The organism is Cupriavidus sp. P-10 (assembly GCF_003402535.2).
Classification (GTDB): domain Bacteria; phylum Pseudomonadota; class Gammaproteobacteria; order Burkholderiales; family Burkholderiaceae; genus Cupriavidus.
In genome coordinates, this window is sequence record NZ_AP025172.1 from 889,909 (window position 1) to 907,116 (window position 17,208).

The following is a 17,208-nucleotide window of genomic DNA, read 5'->3' on the forward strand; positions in this document are numbered from 1 at the left end:
TGCTTGCCTCAGACACAACGGGTGGGACTGGCGTGACCCTCAGGCGGCAATGAGCAACCATGACACTTTGTTTGGAGCTGTTCTACCCTTCGGTGATCAGGCCCTCTCTTTCAGCTTATCGAACTGAGTGTAGGCTGGCAGGCCGGGCAATTGGGTCGGCAGAGCCATTGATCTTGAGGGGATAAGCCGTTTCTGTGCGATTGGCAACGGTCAGAGGCCGCGAAATGGGACGCCCTTTCACAGGTTGAAATGTGGTTCACCCTGCTCACTTACTAGCGCTCTGCGGCGGTTGGCCAGGCGCGCTTGCCGGCCAGCACCTGCTGCGACACAAAAATCGCAATCGGGTGTTTCAAGTGACGTGCTGGGGCACTGTCGCACTGAACGTTGGCGCCATGGTGCATTGGCGATCCGTCATGGCGGTCTGAGGAAGGAAGAGCCGATGGCCGGGATCGGTGCGAATTATGACTATCCAGGAATCATGAAGCCGCCTTGCAATGCCGGCTTGCAAGGCCATCCAGCGATGACTCTGCCAGATCGTCGGGGTGGGTGTACTAGACCAATCGCTCAGCCTCGACATCGCCGGTCTTCCCTGTGCTCACCCACGCCATCAGCATTGACCACTTGGCGCTTCTCACGATTTCTATCGGTCTGCGCTGAGACGACGGCCGGCGTTCCCGCCCGGGTGACTGTTAGTTCGGCCGGTGCATGGGTGCGTAGCCAATCGGCCAACGCCGCATTGATGCGTTGCTGCCAGCCTGGGCCTGATGCCTGGAACGCAGCCAGGATTTCGGGTTGAATGCGCAGCGACAGCGCGACCTTGCGCGGCGCCTTTTGCGCGCCACGCACGCGGCGCGCCGCGGACGAATTCGAGTCGACCGTTTGCGCCATGATGCTGCCTCCTGCATGCGACGACGCGAATCAATTTTGCTGAATGGCCAGGCAGCCACCGGACTGTGGCGCAAAGGCAAGCGGCGGCTGGCCGAAGCGCTGGATGAAGCCGCCGCCTTTTTTTCTGGCGAGACCACGATCGCGGATCGCCTAGACGGAATATTGGGTTCGACCAGAATTGCTGTCCACGGTCACTCCTGCTCGGTGCTACGGGGGGTACGGACCCCGCCGCCGGTCCGCCAGCGCCCATAGCGGGCAAGACGAAGCGCCAACTGACTTCTGCGGAGGAAGAGAAATTACTGGACGAGGCGATCATCCGCCGGCTTCTCAGCCCCCCAAGCAGGCGATGCCATCACTGCCGCAAGCAGCAGGGTAGTCGCGATTATTTTCATGCATTGCTCCCGATTTATAAAGACAGAAGAGGACGGGACATTCTGCATGCCAGACAAATGTGGCGGTGTCCGCCCGCGGATTAGTATTGGTGCATCGCGGCGAGAAAGTCAAAGGCGAAACGCGCGGGCCCCATGTGCAGAAGGCCAGATAGCTTAGCTGCGTTGACGCCCACCATACGTAGGCCGCACGAAGCAGCGGCGAAATGTGTCATCGTCAAGGCGGTCCAGGCCTTTGCACGTTGCAGCGATTGTAGTCACCCTGATCTCGTCGCTGATTACGCTGCACACGTGACTATGCATAGGCATCACCACGGAACCGTGATCGAAAATGGCATTCGTGCGCACAGGGCCGCACGATCAACTGGGAACCGGTGCTTCCTGATTGGGGGCTAATCCCAATACCTCTTCACGTGGAAAACAGTAACCTTTTCAGCAGCCTCACTTGGAGTCATCCTCGATCAGACTCCGACCCTGAGAATGTTGAGACTGACATGCCCACACCGAAAGCATTGATGGATTCACCTCCGGATACCCGGTCGCTTTACCCTGCAACAGCCCTCTATGCTCGGGTCGATACGGTAGAGTTGACCGCGGCGGTGGCCTATGGCAACTGGTCGCCGGATGCTGAACTGGCCGCGCAGCTCGAATGTCCGATCCTCGCCCTCAATCCTCTCGCGTATCATTTTTTCGTCATGCCGCCAGAGGTTACAGTCGACGGCCATAGCCTTGTGCGTGCCGTGCCGAAATAGCCCTTCCCCATTCCTCGGCTTGCGCTGAGTGAGCGCCCTTTTTCATCGTGGCTCGAGTTGTGGCTCTCGACTCAGTTCAATAAGCAAAACCTTATCGTGCCCTATTACCGCATTCCGGAAACGCAACTCCCCCGCTGACGGACCGCAGGAAATCACCGCGCCGTGAGATGGCCGCATTGAGCAGGCCGCATGCCAGAAGTTGCCCGTGGTCCATCATCGGAGTCAACTTGACATGGACTGAGCGCCGGAAAAGTGCCGCGTCCATTATCGGCACGCTGCTCAGCATTTTTCCGCACCTTACCTGCAAGCATTACCAAGATCGCCCTCGCTCCGTTCCTCATAGCAGGAAGCACCCGCGCGGGAAGGCCTGCCGCGCGTTCGCGTGGCAGGCCTTCTCGAGCGCTGTTCATCGGGGCGGGTTGCCGACCATGTCGGCCGGGCGCACCCATTCGTCGAACTGTTGTTCGGTCACATAGCCGAGCGTGAGTGCGGCCGCTTTCAGCGTCGTGCCTTCCTTGTGCGCCTTCTTAGCGATCTGTGCGGCTTTGTCGTAACCGATGTGAGGATTCAGGGCGGTCACCAACATGAGCGACTCGTTGAGCAGCATGTCGATGCGTGCGCGGTTTGGCTCAATGCCGACCGCGCAGTGATCGTTGAAGCTCTGCGCACCATCCGTGAGCAGGCGGACAGATTGCAGCACGTTGTGCGCAATCATCGGCCGAAACACGTTCAACTCGAAGTTGCCGCTCGCGCCTCCGAAGTTCACCGCGACGTCGTTGCCGAATACCTGGCAGCACAGCATCGTCACCGCCTCGGACTGCGTAGGGTTCACCTTTCCGGGCATGATTGAACTGCCCGGCTCGTTTTCCGGAATCGACAGCTCCCCTAGGCCGCAGCGCGGGCCACTCGCGAGCCAGCGGATGTCGTTAACGATCTTCATCATGCTGGCGGCGACTGTCTTTAATGCGCCGTGCACGAACACGAGTGCGTCGGCGGCGGCCATTACCTCAAACTTGTTCTGAGCGGACACGAATGGAAGGCCCGTTAGCTTACCGATCACTGCGGCGACCTTGTCCGCGAACTGCGGATGAGCGTTTAGCCCGGTTCCGACCGCGGTGCCGCCCTGCGCGAGCTGATAGAGATGCGGCAGCGCCGATTCGACATGCGCGATCCCCTGGTCGAGCTGAGCGACGTAGCCGGAAAACTCCTGGCCGAGGGTGAGTGGCGTCGCGTCTTGTAGATGCGTGCGGCCAATCTTCACGATGTCTGCGAACGCCTTTGACTTCTGGTCGAGCGTCACACGCAGCGTTTTTAGTGCAGGCAGCAGGCGCAGGACGATCCCGTACGCGGCGGCGACGTGCATAGCGGTCGGAAACACGTCGTTAGACGACTGGCCACGATTCACATCGTCGTTCGGATGGATCTTGCGCGCTTCGCCGCGCTCCCCGCCAAGGAGCTCGCTCGCGCGGTTCGCAATCACCTCGTTCAGGTTCATGTTGGTCTGCGTGCCGGAGCCGGTCTGCCAGACCGCAAGCGGAAACTCGTCCGGGTGTTTCTCAGCGATAATCTCGTCGGCCGCCTCGATAATCGCACGTGCCTTCTGCTCGTCGAGCACGCCAAGTTCGTGGTTGACTTCGGCCGCCGCACGCTTGATCCACGCGATAGCAACGATCAGCTCGGGCGACTGCTTTTCAGTCGAAATGCTGAAGTTCTGCAGCGAGCGCTGGGTCTGCGCGCCCCAAAAATGCGCGGCGGGCACGGCGATTTCGCCGAATGTGTCGCGCTCCATCCTTACGGTATCAGTCATCGTTAATCTCCGCTGTATAGCCTCATCCGGCAATTTCTCCTGGCTGCGGTGAAGATTTTCTGCACTCCGGAACTCGCAGGAGACAGGCCGGGTCGGCTTCTGGGCCTTACGCCATCAAAAGCGCCTCGTATTCTTCCCGGAACTGATCCAGGGAGCTGTTCACCACCGTCACGGCGCCATCGATCAGGCCGCAGCGCCCGCTGCCGGGAAGGATGCGGCACAGGTTTTCCAACGCTTCCACGTCCGCGCGCACGCCGCGGCCGGTATCGATCCGATTGAGCAGCCGCATCAGCTGGAAGGTCCCGCCCTTGCATGGCGGGCACTGGCCGCACGAACCCTGGGCGAAGAAGCTCACATACTCGGCCACCTTGCGGACGATGCTGGTTCCTTCCGACACCACGATCATCGCGCCGGTCCCCAACCGCGAGCGCCGCTGCCGCACTGAATCGAAGTCCAGTGCCACGTCGAGGTCGCGCTTGGTCAGCAGGGTATTGGAAGGACCGCCCGTAAAGACCGCCTTGAATTCCTTGCCCTGGAGCATGCCGCCGCCATGCCCGAACACCAGCGTCTCCAGGCTCGTGCCCATCGGCAGCTCATACAGCCCGGGCCGCAACACGTCGCCCGACAGCGAATACAGCTTCGTGCCCGCCGCATTGCCGGTGCCGAGGCTGCGATACCACTGCGCTCCGTGGCGCAGGATGCCGGGCACGTGGGCCAGCGTCTCGGTGTTGTTGACGACCGTCGGCGCGCCATGCACCCCGTGCTGGGCGGGAAAAGGCGGCTTGCGGCGCGGAAACGGGAACCCGCCCTCCACGCTCGCGATGACCGCGGTCTCCTCGCCACCGATGTACAAGCCCGAGCTCGGCACCACGCTGAGCGATACCGGCCCGCCGACCAGTTGCGCCAGCTCGGCGAACTGCGCGTGCCCCTGCCACTGCTGCACCGCCTGGCGCGTCCTGTCCAGCGCCAGTGGCTGGTGCGGATTGACGTACAGGACGACGTGGTTGGCACGGGTGGCGGCCGCGGCGATCAGCGCGCCCTCTATCACCTGGTGCGGCGTATGTTCCAGCAGGAACCGGTCCTTGAAGGTTCCCGGCTCGTCTTCATTGCCATTGCAGATGATGTATTTGTCGCCATCGGCGGCAGCGGCCACCGGCGTCCACTTGCGATGCGTCGCGAAGCCGGCGCCGCCCATCCCGCGCAGGTCCGCCTGTTCGATTTCTGCAATGATCGTGGCCGGATCGCGCAGCGCCCTGGCCAGCCCCTCTCCGCCGCCCCGCGCAAGCCAGCCATCCAGGTCCGCACCGACGCGGATATCCTCGTTGAGGAGTACCTGATTCAGGTGTTCCATCGCGCGCTCCGTGGGTCGATCACCGCGTGCCGCCGACCGTGCGGCCGCGTACGCCGGAGCGCAATCCGGCATCGTCGCGCAGATCGAAATGGGCGTAACCGGGGAACAGCTGCGGTGCCTTGACATGCAGTGGCAGGCCGGCCAGCGTCAGTTCCCGCTGCCACGCATGCACGTGGCCGATCCCGGCGCGCACGGCCATCCCAGCGCGCCCCGCTTGCGCCGCGCTGGCACCGGCACGCCGGCCCATGCTCAGGATGTCGAGCAGCGCGTTGCCCATCAGCCGGTTGCGCCCGTGGATGCCGCCCGTAACCTCGCCCACGCAGTAAAGGCCCGGCACGCTCGTTGCGCTTTCCTTGTCGATGGCAACGCCACCATTCTGGTAGTGCAGGGTCGGATAGACCAGGAAAGGCTCCTGCGCCGCGTCCTGCCCGCACTTGTGCGCCAGATGGCGCAGCGTGACCAGCCGCTTGGCGAGGATGCCGGGATTCTCCATTTCGAGCGTCGGCGTGTCGAGGAACACCCCGACCTGTCCGCCCCGCTCGATGCCGCGGCCCTGCGCGCACTCGCGCAGGATGGCCGAGGCCACGATGTCCCGGGGCTTGAGTTCATCGACAAAGCGCTCGCCCTCGCCGTTGAGCAGCCGGGCGCCCGCCGAGCGCGCCGCTTCCGAGATCAGGCCGCCCGCCAGGTGCGGCGGGTAGGCGATGCCGGTGGGGTGGTACTGGAACGAATCGAGCTCGCGCAGGCGCGCCCCGAGGCGATAGGCAAGCACCAGGCCGTCCGCGGTGGCGCCGTAGTGATTGGAGGTGGGGAAGCTGTTCAGGTGCAGGCGCCCCGCCCCGCCGGTGGCGAGAATCACGGCACGCGCGCGCACCAGCATGAAGGTTCGCCATTCGAGGTTGTAGATCACGGCGCCGGCGCAGCGGCCCCGTTCGTCGGACAGCAGCTCGACCGCGGGGCAGCGGTTCCACACCGCAACCCCCGGTTCCAGGTCCACGGCCTCGCGCAGCACGCGCATCATCTCCAGCCCGGTGTAGTCCCGATAGGACAGGATGCGCGCGGCCGACGCCCCGCCTGGCTTCTTGCGCAGCAGGTTGCCGCCAAAGGGCCGGTCCTCTTCCTGGTCAAACATCATGCCCAGCCGGATCAGCCAGCGGATGACATCGGGCCCGTCCATCACCATCTGCGCAACCAGTTCCGGCTCGCCGCGGAAATGACCGGCGCGCAATGTGTCCTCGAAGTGCAGCTGGGGACTGTCATCCTCGCCGATGGCCGCCTGGATGCCGCCCTCGGCCATCACGGTATTGCTGTCGCCAAGGCGCAGCTTGGTGGCCAGGATCACCTGTGCGCCCTGCCCGGCCGCCGTGAGCGCTGCCGCGCAGCCGCCTCCGCCGCCGCCGATGATCAGCACATCGGTGGAGACGAGTTGGGCGCCGGCAATGTCGACATCGTCAATCAGCGCATTAGCCTGCAGACAGCGCGCAAGATCCGGCTGGCAGGGCTCGCCGCGGTTCACGCCAACGGCCAGCGCAACGCGCGCATTGGGACCGTGGTCTGGGTGATAGCCCTTGAGCAGCGCTTCGACGCTGTCGTCGTCGCTGCGCATCGCTGTCGCGACGCCGGGCCGGTACCGCCGGCGCGCTTCATCGTATGGGATGCCGGTTGGCATGTTTGTCTGCCCCCGTCAGCGCGGCGGCTGCGCGCCTGGTGCGTCAAAGTCGATCGTCATCGCGCCGCTTTCGATCTGTTGCAGGCGCAGCATGAGATTGGCGGGCCGCAGCGTCTGGGCCGCGATCATGCGCCGCACGAACAGGCCGAGATGGTTGGGGCGGATATGCTCGGGGCAGGCCAGCGTGCAGAGGTTGCACATGACACATTCGTCGAAGACCTGGCTGGCGGCGCTGAGCTTGCCCTCCACGGCGAACTGCACGCCCTGCTGGACCGCCAGCTCCTTCGGACAGGCGCGGTCGCAACCGCTGCAGTGGCGGCAATGGGCGGCCTCGGGGAACACCGTGGAAATCGTCCGCAAGGCTTCCCAGCTCTCGCCGACCTCCTCCATGCGATAGACGTGCCGCTCCGACGCCGTGAAGTAGTCCAGGAACGCGACCTGCATGCCGTCTTCCACCAGCGTCTCGCAGGCCAGCGCCGTGCGTACATCCTGCTCGCCGCTGCGCCGCACCATGACCCGGCACGAGCCGCAGACGCCCTGGCCCATGCAGCCCACGCCTTCAACCAGCGTCTCCCCTGCGTGCAGGAAGGCCTGCAGGATGGAACAGTTTGCCGGTGCCTCGAGCTGCCGCCCTTCCACGCTCAGACGTACCATTGTGCACTCTGTGGTATGGGGGACGCCAAATGCACACTGGCGCCATGTGCGAAAAGATCATATAAAAAACCATAGCACACCGAAGGTCTTTGCCTAGGGGAAGTCGCATGAAGACGATGTGGAAGCCGCTTGCGCCGGTGATTGCAGCGATCTTGGTCGCGCTGGCCCCCGCCCCGGAGGGACTACAACAGCACACGTGGTTCTACTTCGCCATCTTCATTGGCGTGATTGTCGGGCTGATGCTTGAGCCCATTCCCGGTGCGGCCATCGGGCTGATCGCCGTGACCGTCGTGACGGTCTTCTGCGAATGGGTGTTCTACAGTCCCGAGCAGCTCGCGAAGCCTGGCTTCAACCCGGCGAACGCCGCCCTCGCCTGGGCGCTTTCCGGTTTCGCCAACAGCACGGTGTGGCTGATCTTTGGCGCCTTCATGTTCGCGCTGGGATACGAAAAGACCGGCCTGGGCAGGCGCATCGCCTTGCTGCTGGTGCGGGCGATGGGCCGCAAGACGCTCACGCTGGGCTATGCGGTGATGATGGCCGATGCGTTGCTGGCGCCCTTCACCCCTTCAAATACGGCGCGCAGCGGCGGCACGATCTTTCCCGTGATCCGCAACCTGCCGCCGCTCTATGACTCGAAGCCGAACGATCCGTCGGCGCGGCGGATCGGGTCGTACATCATGTGGACCGCGATCGCCACCACGTGCGTGACCAGTTCGATGTTCCTTACCGCGCTGGCGCCCAACCTGCTCGCCGCCGAGCTGATCCGCAAGACCGCCCAGGTCGACCTGAGCTGGATGCAGTGGTTCATGGCCTTCGCGCCCGTGGGGATCCTGCTGTTGCTGGCCGTGCCGCTGCTCGCGTACCTGCTGTATCCGCCGGAAGTGAAGCAAGGCACCGAAGTGCCGGCCTGGGCGGCGCAAGAACTCCAGAAGATGGGCCCGCCAAGCCGGCGCGAGCTTCTGCTCGGGGTCCTGGTGCTGATCGCCCTGGCGCTGTGGATATTCGGGGACAAGCACGTCAATGCGACCACTGCGGCCCTGATGGTCATTGGCCTGATGCTGGTGACCGGTGTCGTGACCTGGGACGACATGCTCGCCAACAAGCAGGCCTGGAACACCCTGGCCTGGTTTGCGACACTGATCGCGCTGGCGGACGGCCTGAGCCGGACCGGCTTCGTCAAGTGGTTCTCCGACACCATGGCAGGCCACATGAGCGGCTTTCCGCCACTGGCGGCGGTAGTGATCCTGGTGCTGGTCTTCTACTTCACGCATTACATGTTCGCCAGCGTCACCGCCCATACGACGGCAATGCTTCCGGTCATGCTCAGCGTCGGCTCCACCATTCCCGGCATGCCAATGGAAGCGTTTGCGCTGATGCTGGCCCTCACGCTGGGCCTGATGGGCATCCTCACACCGTACGGCACCGGGCCCAGCCCGGTCTATTTCGGCAGCGGCTACCTCCCCGCCGGCGATTACTGGAGGCTTGGCGCAATCTTTGGGGTCATCTACATCGTTGTATTCCTGTTGATCGGCGTGCCGCTCTTGTTCTGAAACGGAGCGTCCGATCCATGCTGCACCACACTTTCCTCCGTCACGAGCCGGCCGCAAGCGGCGATCCGCCTGCGCGCCGGAACGCTTCACGAAGTCGGAGATTCATCATTGGCTACAGTCGGCGCCTTACCATGCGATCAGCGCGCTGGCAAATCATGAGGCTCAGGGACTGGAACATGGCAAGACTACCGAGATTTTCCCGCGGGGCGGTCGCCGCGCTCAGTTGCCTCTGCCTGCTCGGCCTCGGTGCAACGCATGCCTGCGCGCGCCAGGCTTTCGCCTCGCCAGAAGCGGCCATGGCGGCATTTGGCCAGGCCGTTCTCAATGACGACGAGACGGCCATGCGAGCCATGCTGGGCACGAGCTTCCGCGACGTCATCCCCCCGGTCGGCGCCGAGATGCGGAACAAGTTCAACCAGGCCTGGGCGCAGTCGCGTCGCGTGCAGCAATGGGAAAAGCACGCGTTCATCGTCGTCGGCGACGACGGATGGACCCTGCCCGTGCCTCTGCTCAAATCGGCAGATGGCTGGGAGTTCGACACACTGGCAGGCGCCCGGGAAATGCGCGTGCGCCGTATCGGACGGAACGAGCTCGCAGTGGTCCAGACCATGCTGGCCATCTGCGACGCGCAGACCGAATACGCCCAGACGACCCACGATGGCGAGAAGCGGCTGGTCTATGCCGGCAGGCTCTCCAGTTCCCCGGGCAAGCAGGACGGGCTCTACTGGCCGACCGGTCCGAACGAGCCACCGAGCCCGCTCGGACCGGCATTCCGTGACGCCGGCACGCGCAATGCAAGCAAGGAGGGCTACCACGGCTACCATTACAAGCTCCTCACCTCGCAGGGACCACACGGCGACGGCGGCACCTTGAACTATGTCGTCGACGGCAAGCTGTTCGGCGGCTTCGCGGTCATGGCCTGGCCGGTACGCTACGGGGACACCGGCGTGATGAGCTTCATCGTCAGCCACAAGGGCCAGGTCTATGAGCGCGACCTTGGAACCAACAGCGCCGCTAGGGCAGCGGCAACGACATCCTTTGATCCGGCGTCCGGCTGGCGCAAGGTGTCGCCATGAACCCGCGTGCCCTGACCACAGCCTGCTGTGCCCTGCTTGTGCTGGCCGGGTGCGAAAGCGCCGGTCCGCCCGCAGCGGGTACGGCCACGCCGGCGCTGTCCCGGGAAGGCGCGGTGCAGGTCCAGAAGGAGCCCGCGCCTTACCAGGCTGAAGAAATCGAGGCGCTGGTCGCGCCGATCGCACTCTACCCCGATCCGCTGCTGGCACAGGTCCTGATGGCGTCCACTTACCCGCTGGAGGTCGCCCTCGCCGCGCGCTGGAGCAAGGCGCATCCGAACCTCAAGGGCGATGACGCCGTCAAGGCAGTGCAGAACGAATCCTGGGACGTCAGCGTGAAGTCACTGGTGGCGTTTCCGCAGATCCTTGCGCCAATGGGCGACAAGCTGGACTGGACGCAAAAACTCGGCGATGCATTCCTGGCCCAGCAGAAGGACGTGTTCAATGCCGTGCAGCGCCTGCGCGTGCGCGCGCAGCAAGCCGGCCACCTCAAGTCGGGCGCGCAGCAGACCGTGACCGTGGACACCGTGACCTCCGGTGAAGCCGCGCCGCAGACCATCGTACGCATCGAGCCGGCGGATCCCGCGGTGATCTATGTGCCGGTGTACGACCCCGCGATCGTCTACGGCGGCTGGGGCTACGCGGGGTATCCCTACTACTACTGGCCGCCCTACGGCCCCTACTACCCCGGCGATGCCTTCCTGGGAGGCATCGCCTGGGGCATCGGCCTGGCCGGGGCCATTGCCATATTCGGCGACTGCGACTGGAACAACGGCGGGGTCCATGTGGAGCACCACAAGGCCCGCAACATCGACCGCAACTTCGACGCCAGCAAGTTCGAGGGAGGCCGCTGGCAGCACGACGCCCGACACCGCCAGGGTGTTGCCTATCGCGACAATGCCACGCGGGAGAGATATGGCAGGAGCATGGCCGATGCGGGGGGCCGCAACGGCTTTCGCGGGCGCGATGCTGCCGGGGGCCGGGACAACGGCTTCCAGGGCGTGGACAGCGGCGGCAGAGCGGTGCAGCGTGATGCCAATCGCGGCAGCGCGAGCCTGCGTTCGGGCGCCGGCGGCTTCGGCGGTGGCGCGCGCGGCGGTGGCTTTGGCGGCGGACGAGGTGGCGGGGGACGACGTTAGGCAACCCATGTCCGTCTGGCACTTACCAACCCTTCCGGGAAGGATCGCAAGATGCTCACAAGACTGAAAGCGGCGTTCAGCTACTTCAATAGCGTGGTCCCGTTCCGGCTGGGACCCGCCCTGATCACGACGGCCGTGCTGGTCACCCTGCTGCTGGTGCCGGTGCCAGAGGGGCTTACGCCCAAGGCCTGGGGCCTGGTTGCCATCTTTCTGACAACCATCGTCGCGATCATCCTGAAGGTCATGCCGATCGGGGTGATGGCGATGATGGCGATCGTGGTCCTGTCGCTGTCGCAGGTGACTTCGACCTCGTCCAAGGGCGCGATCGCCGATGCGCTGACCGCCTTCGACAATCCGCTGATCTGGTTGATCGTGGTGGCGATCCTGATTTCCCGCGGCGTGAAGAAGACCGGCCTGGGCACCCGTATCGGCCTGATTTTCATCTCCCTGATGGGGAAACGGACGATAGGCATCGGCTACGGTCTGGTCACGTGTGAACTGGTACTGGCGCCCTTCACGCCGAGCAATACCGCGCGCGGTGGCGGCATCGTGCATCCGATCATGAAGTCGATCGCCAACGCATTCGACTCCGACCCGGCCACGGGCACCGAGGGCAAGGTCGGCACCTACCTGGCGTTGGTCAACTATCACGCCAACCCTATCTCGTCGGCGATGTTCGTGACCGCCACCGCCCCGAACCCGCTGGTGGTGGACTACATCGCCAAGGCGACCAATCAGAATCTGCATCTGAGCTGGACGGACTGGGCGCTTTGCATGTTGGTGCCCGGCCTGCTATGTATGCTGCTGATGCCGCTGGTGATCTATGTGTTGTCGCCGCCGCAGCTCAAGGCCACACCCAACGCGGTGGAATACGCGCACGCCGAGCTTGCAAAGATGGGGCCTGTGTCGCCGAAGGAAATGGTCATGATTTTCACCTTCGCGCTGCTGCTGCTACTGTGGGCCAACGTTCCGGCGATGCTGTTCGGTCCGGCGCTAACGCTGGACCCGACGGTGGTCGCCTTGGTCGGCCTGTTCGTGCTGATCATTACCGGCACCATCGACTGGGATGACGTGCTGTCCGAGAAGAGCGCCTGGGACACGCTGATCTGGTTCGGTGCGCTGATCATGCTGGCCGAGCAACTGAACAAGCAGGGTGTGATCGGGTGGTTCTCTAAGGGCATGAGCGACGCGATCGTGGCCAGCGGCATTGGCTGGGGCGGCACGGCCGCGATCCTGGTGGCGGTCTTCGTTTTCTCGCACTACCTGTTTGCCAGCACGACGGCGCACATCAGTGCGATGATGCTCGCCTTCCTGACGGTCGGAGTCCATCTGATACCGCCAGCGTATGTGGTGCCGTTCATGCTGCTGATGGCGGCCGGCTCGGCGATCATGATGACGCTGACCCACTATGCGACGGGCACCTCGCCGATCATCTTCGGCAGCGGCTTTGTCACGATGGGAACCTGGTGGCGCGTCGGTTTTGTGATGTGCGTGGTGGAGCTGCTGATCTTTGCCGTGGTCGGGAGCGTCTGGTGGAAAGTGCTTGGCTTCTGGTGAACACGCAGCCGAACGGCGGCCGAATCCGCACCAAACAGCGGACGCTTGACGCGGGTCGCAACTGACGTGGGATCGTCGGCCACTCACGAACCATTGCCGCCCTTTGAGGAATGGCTTGCGCATGGGAATTTGTTCTCGTCGACACTCATTCGTGCCACCATCGGCTGCGGGCAAGGGATGCTTTCTTTTGTCGGAGGAGGCTTCTTCAGTCTGGCTCTCTACGAGCCTGCGAAGGCGGCGTTGTGCGACAACTGACCCCGCCGTTTCTACCCAGCACGGAGGAGGTGAAAATGGTCGAATCAAGAAATGGACTTTGGAGGGGGACGGGCGCAATGCTGGCCGCAGCCGGACTCCTGGCCCTATCGGGGGCTGCCCTTGCCACCAACCAGTCGCAACAGCGCCAACAAGGCAGGGACGCAAACCAGGCTGCCAAACAGGAAGCGCGCACGGGCAAGATCGACTGCCGGGCGGCAAACCAGAAGAGCAACTCGCAGTGCCGGCAAGACAAGCGCGACACGAAGCAGGAGGGCCGCCAGGAAAAACGGGACATCAAGTACTAGCGCGGCTGGTGCTGGCCGACGAAACGATGCTACGTATTCGTGCGGCCGCTTTCTGGCGCGGCCCTGTTCATGCGAAACCGGCCAACTACGGCCACTCGACTGCGCTCTCAGGCCGACATTCGGGCAGCCCGGGCACGACTAGCGTGCTGGCCCTGTCAGATACGGCCGCGCGATCGGATGTGCCGATCCTGTTGGCGCCGGTGGCGCGATCACGGACGCCAGCCCGGTCACTGGTGACCGGCGGGTTGCTACCAGCGGCTCGATTGGTGCCGCTGGTGCCGCGCCCACCGCCGGATGCGCGGCCCCAAAATTCGCCACGCCTGTCAGCATCGGGTACATTACGACCGAATTTTTCGGGCGAGGCGTTGTCGCGATAGGCAACGCCCTTTCGATGACTCGCGTCGTGGTTCCAGGACAGCGATGAGTGCGTCAATCCGCACCCAGACGAAGGTGTCCGTCACCAGATGCCGACGCGTCCGCCCTATTCGCCTTTTGACCATAGAGCGGCTGGGAACTGAATGCAATCCGCCCGCGCCTGATGAGTCAACGAAGGCAACCTTGGCGCCTGACCCGCCCGGCTTTACAAAGCAAGCCAATCGACCTGACTGGCGGGAAAAGCATAGCCGGGTCTCGAGAGCCTCTCGAGAGCCATCGCTTCGCATCACCGATTTCTATCATTTGGAATAGCGATGGCCCGACGCTCAACCGCGTTCTCCAGGCCCGGCCAGAAAGCGAAAGCGGCCAATACCTGTTCTGCATACGAACGCTCCGGCAAGGAGGCGCGCCCCCATGTATCTACAGTTACTGCGTTGCCTGATATGTGCCGCTGGGCTGATGGCGCCCATCAATGCAATGGCCGACGACCGCCCGCTTAGCCTTGTCGATCCCGAAGACGGGAAGTTTGACCTCAGTAGCTATCTCGTCGAGCACAAGGGAGCGTTGCCGGTCCCGTTTATCATCACCGAGCCGGCAGTGGGCTATGGCGTGGGCCTTGGCCTCCTATTCTTCTCCGAATCCATCGCCGACAGCGAGGCGCGCGCCAGATCCCTTGGCCAGGACCGCGCGCCACCAAATATCACCTTCTTGGGCGGCGCCTATACGGAGAACGGCACGTGGGCCGCGGCGGTTGGCCATTTCCATAGCTGGGACGGTGATAGGTACCGCTACCTTGGCGGCGTCGCCAAGGTCGATGCAAACCTGGACTATTTCGGCATCGCGAACCAGGCTAGGGCATATTCGCTGCAGGGCGTAGGCCTGATTCAACAGCTTCTTGTCCGTCTCGGGAATACTCACTGGTTTGCCGGCCCTCGCTACATCTACTTTGATGCGAACGCCGTCTTCAAATTCGGCCAGACGCCCGGGGATCTGGTAGGACAGGGCCGGAACCAGCGCATCAGCGCTGCAAGTCTTGTGGTCGACTACGATTCGCGCGACAACATTTTCTACCCGAGCCGAGGAGTCTATGCGGAATTCGAGGCCCAACTCGCACGCGAAGCTATCGGGAGCACTGACAACTATGACATCTATGCGGCGCGGGGGTACGCTTGGCTGCCGCTCACCAGCACACTGATCCTCGGCCTCAGGGCTGACACGCGATTTTCCAGTGGCGACGTGCCCTTTTATGTCCAGCCATATGTCGACCTGCGCGGGGTCAAAAAGGCGCGCTACCAGGACCGCAACGCGATTTCGACGGAGGTGGAACTACGCTGGGATTTCCGCCCCCGCTGGTCATTGCTGGGCTTTTCCGGCCTTGGCAAGTCCTATGGAAGGCAAAGCTTCTCCGACGCTCCCAACATCGTTAGCCTAGGCGCGGGCTTTCGCTACCTGATCGCGAGAAAGCTTGGGCTTGCCGTCGGGCTGGACGTTGCCCACAGCAAGGACCAGAACGCCGTCTATGTGCAAGTGGGGAGTGCGTGGCGCTAGATGCCGAGTCCGATTTGAGTCCTGTCGAGATTTGAGTACACTGAAAAGCTAGCCGGATCAACTACTTCGTTGGCCGTTGAAAGCTATTTTGCCGCTTGCCTGCGCCCCCAGTAGGCGAAAAAAGAACCTTTCGAGAACGAACTTTCATCACTGGAAGAAGGAGGCAATCCATGTGGATGAATTTGCTTCTTATCTTTGTTCCGATCGCAATCGCCCTGGAATTTCTTGCTTCCGATCACCACCTTCTGATCTTTATCGCTTCCTCCCTGGCCATCCTGCCGCTTGCCGGACGGATGAGCCATGCCACCGAGCATCTCGCGGAGCGTATGGGCGAGGCGGTCGGGGGCCTACTCAATGCGACATTCGGCAATGCGGCTGAACTTATCATCGCACTTGTCGCCTTGCGTGCCGGCCTCTATCAGGTGGTGGAAGCCTCCATCGTTGGTTCCATTGTCGGAAATATGCTGCTGGTATTTGGCGCCGCGATGCTCGCAGGCGGCATCCGCTATCCCGAGCAAAGCTTCAACCCGCGCGGCGCACGTTCCCAGGCTACCATGCTCATACTGTCGGCGATCGCGCTGATCCTGCCTGCCAGTTTCGAAGCGGTAGAGGGCACGACAGCCGTGCTATACCGACTCAGCGCCTGGATTTCCATCACGCTTCTGGCCGTCTATGGACTGTACCTAGTGTTCTCGCTGGTCACTCACCCCGCGTTGTTCCGCGGCGCCTACGACGTAGAGGCGGTTGCTCCGGAAAGCGTGGAGGATCAGCCATCCTCGCCCGTAGCACGGGCGATAGCGATACTGGCAGCAGCCACCGTAGGGACGGCGTGGATGAGCGAGATTATGGTGGGTGCGCTGGCCCCTATGATGCGCGACTACGCCCTCAGCGACATCTTCGTCGGTGCCTTTGTGGTGGCGATACTCGGAAATGCAGCCGAGCATGCATCGGCCATTACCGCAGCCATGAGAAATCGCATGGACCTGTCGTTCTCCATTGCGGTCGGCTCGAGTGTCCAGGTGGCACTGTTTGTCGCGCCGGTGCTCGTACTCACGAGCCATTTTCTCGGGCCAGCCCCGATGGACCTGGCCTTTCGTCCCGCCTTGGTTCTGATGGTGGTCCTGTCCGTGCTGGTCACGGCGCAAATGGCGAGCGATGGACACGCCGACTGGTTCAAGGGCACGCAGCTCCTGGTCGTCTATTTCGCCCTCGCCCTCACCTTCTTCTTCCTGCCACGCTAGCGAAGCAGCCTTTCCTGCTTAGCGAGATTTCCTGCCATGCCCTGCACAAGGCTGGTTCCGGTCGACCAGGACTGCACTATGCTGAACTTGCCCGCGCTCGCGCATTTTCCGGAGTTCGCCATGTATCGTCGCCTGGCCATCTGCCTGTCCGCCGCAGCGGCAATCGTGTTGTCCGCCTGCGCCACCCTGCAGCCCGTTGAAACGGCCCAGAAGATGTTAGGCGCACCGCAAAGCGCCGTACGCGACACCTTCGGCGCGCCCACGGAGACATACCAGCTTGCCGATGGCACAAGTCGGTGGATCTACTCGAAACAGCCGCTCGGCTTCGAGGTTTATGCAGCGGACTTTGACGCCAGCGGGAAGCTGACCAATTTCCGGCAGATGCTGACGGAGAAGGAAATCTACGAGGCCCGACCTGGCGTCTGGACCAAGCAGGACGTTGCCGAGCGCTTTGGCCGACCGCGCGAGCCGATCCAGTACTACCCGTTGATGAAGCGTGAGGCCTGGTCCTACCGGCTCTACGCTGGCGCTTTCCAGCCCGCGCATTTCAGTGCCTACTTTGACGACCGTGGCGTGCTGGACCGGACCATGATCATCGTCGACCCGATCGGCGGGGATGCGCGCGACGGCAGCAAATAGCGTGCAACTAGATGCC

14 protein-coding genes and 1 pseudogene are annotated in these 17,208 nt (G+C 63.2%); 10 read left to right on the forward strand and 5 right to left on the reverse strand.

Going from position 1 to position 17,208, the window contains the following annotated elements:
- Positions 1 to 266: 266 nt before the first annotated feature.
- Positions 267 to 425, forward strand: a pseudogene (locus tag CTP10_RS34050) (DUF1294 domain-containing protein); the annotation flags it as partial.
- Between the two features lie 139 nt (positions 426 to 564).
- On the opposite strand, the gene CTP10_RS34055 reads toward CTP10_RS34050, so the two are convergent.
- A complete protein-coding gene (locus CTP10_RS34055) occupies positions 565 to 888 on the reverse strand; it encodes a BrnA antitoxin family protein (protein ID WP_116323972.1) in 324 nt (107 codons plus the stop codon).
- Positions 889 to 1,771: 883 nt separating this feature from the next.
- Here CTP10_RS34055 and CTP10_RS34060 point away from each other — a divergent pair.
- A complete protein-coding gene (locus tag CTP10_RS34060; protein ID WP_147316353.1) occupies positions 1,772 to 2,029 on the forward strand; it encodes a hypothetical protein in 258 nt (85 codons plus the stop codon).
- A gap of 406 nt (positions 2,030 to 2,435) precedes the next feature.
- On the opposite strand, the gene fumC is transcribed toward CTP10_RS34060, so the two are convergent.
- The 4 genes from fumC to CTP10_RS34080 all read right to left on the reverse strand — a co-directional run bounded on the left by fumC (position 2,436) and on the right by CTP10_RS34080 (position 7,510).
- Positions 2,436 to 3,836, reverse strand: a complete 1,401-nt coding sequence (fumC, locus tag CTP10_RS34065; protein WP_271815926.1) for a class II fumarate hydratase — start codon at positions 3,834 to 3,836, stop codon at positions 2,436 to 2,438.
- A 106-nt stretch (positions 3,837 to 3,942) separates the two neighbouring features.
- Positions 3,943 to 5,187, reverse strand: coding sequence for a complex I 51 kDa subunit family protein (locus CTP10_RS34070; RefSeq protein ID WP_116324055.1), 1,245 nt, complete (start codon positions 5,185 to 5,187; stop codon positions 3,943 to 3,945).
- 19 nt (positions 5,188 to 5,206) lie between these two features.
- Positions 5,207 to 6,856, reverse strand: coding sequence for an FAD-binding protein (locus tag CTP10_RS34075; RefSeq protein ID WP_271815928.1), 1,650 nt, complete (start codon positions 6,854 to 6,856; stop codon positions 5,207 to 5,209).
- Between the two features lie 15 nt (positions 6,857 to 6,871).
- The gene (locus CTP10_RS34080) at positions 6,872 to 7,510 is read right to left on the reverse strand and encodes a 2Fe-2S iron-sulfur cluster-binding protein (RefSeq protein WP_271815929.1); all 639 of its coding nucleotides are present in this window, start codon (positions 7,508 to 7,510) and stop codon (positions 6,872 to 6,874) included.
- Positions 7,511 to 7,617: 107 nt separating this feature from the next.
- On the opposite strand from CTP10_RS34080, the gene CTP10_RS34085 reads away from it, so the two are divergent.
- The 8 genes from CTP10_RS34085 (at position 7,618) to CTP10_RS34120 (ending at position 17,192) form a co-directional block, all read left to right on the forward strand.
- Entirely contained in the window at positions 7,618 to 9,060 is a 1,443-nt protein-coding gene (locus tag CTP10_RS34085) for an anion permease (RefSeq protein WP_116324048.1), read from the forward strand.
- A gap of 176 nt (positions 9,061 to 9,236) precedes the next feature.
- Complete coding sequence (locus tag CTP10_RS34090; RefSeq protein WP_116324047.1) at positions 9,237 to 10,136, forward strand: DUF2950 domain-containing protein; 900 nt, start codon at positions 9,237 to 9,239, stop codon at positions 10,134 to 10,136.
- Positions 10,133 to 11,272 (forward strand): DUF3300 domain-containing protein, encoded by a 1,140-nt coding sequence (locus tag CTP10_RS34095; RefSeq protein WP_116324046.1) that lies wholly within the window; start codon positions 10,133 to 10,135, stop codon positions 11,270 to 11,272. Before CTP10_RS34090 ends, CTP10_RS34095 begins: the two co-directional genes overlap by 4 nt.
- A 51-nt stretch (positions 11,273 to 11,323) precedes the next feature.
- Positions 11,324 to 12,829 (forward strand): DASS family sodium-coupled anion symporter, encoded by a 1,506-nt coding sequence (locus tag CTP10_RS34100; RefSeq protein ID WP_271815932.1) that lies wholly within the window; start codon positions 11,324 to 11,326, stop codon positions 12,827 to 12,829.
- A 290-nt stretch (positions 12,830 to 13,119) separates the two neighbouring features.
- Complete coding sequence (locus CTP10_RS34105; RefSeq protein ID WP_116323152.1) at positions 13,120 to 13,389, forward strand: hypothetical protein; 270 nt, start codon at positions 13,120 to 13,122, stop codon at positions 13,387 to 13,389.
- An 834-nt stretch (positions 13,390 to 14,223) separates the two neighbouring features.
- Entirely contained in the window at positions 14,224 to 15,312 is a 1,089-nt protein-coding gene (locus CTP10_RS34110; RefSeq protein WP_233528413.1) for a BamA/TamA family outer membrane protein, read from the forward strand.
- Between the two features lie 170 nt (positions 15,313 to 15,482).
- Positions 15,483 to 16,553: a calcium/proton exchanger gene (cax, locus tag CTP10_RS34115; RefSeq protein ID WP_116323154.1), complete on the forward strand. Its 1,071-nt coding sequence runs from the start codon at positions 15,483 to 15,485 to the stop codon at positions 16,551 to 16,553.
- A 120-nt stretch (positions 16,554 to 16,673) separates the two neighbouring features.
- Positions 16,674 to 17,192 (forward strand): hypothetical protein, encoded by a 519-nt coding sequence (locus CTP10_RS34120; protein ID WP_116323195.1) that lies wholly within the window; start codon positions 16,674 to 16,676, stop codon positions 17,190 to 17,192.
- Positions 17,193 to 17,208: the final 16 nt, after the last annotated feature.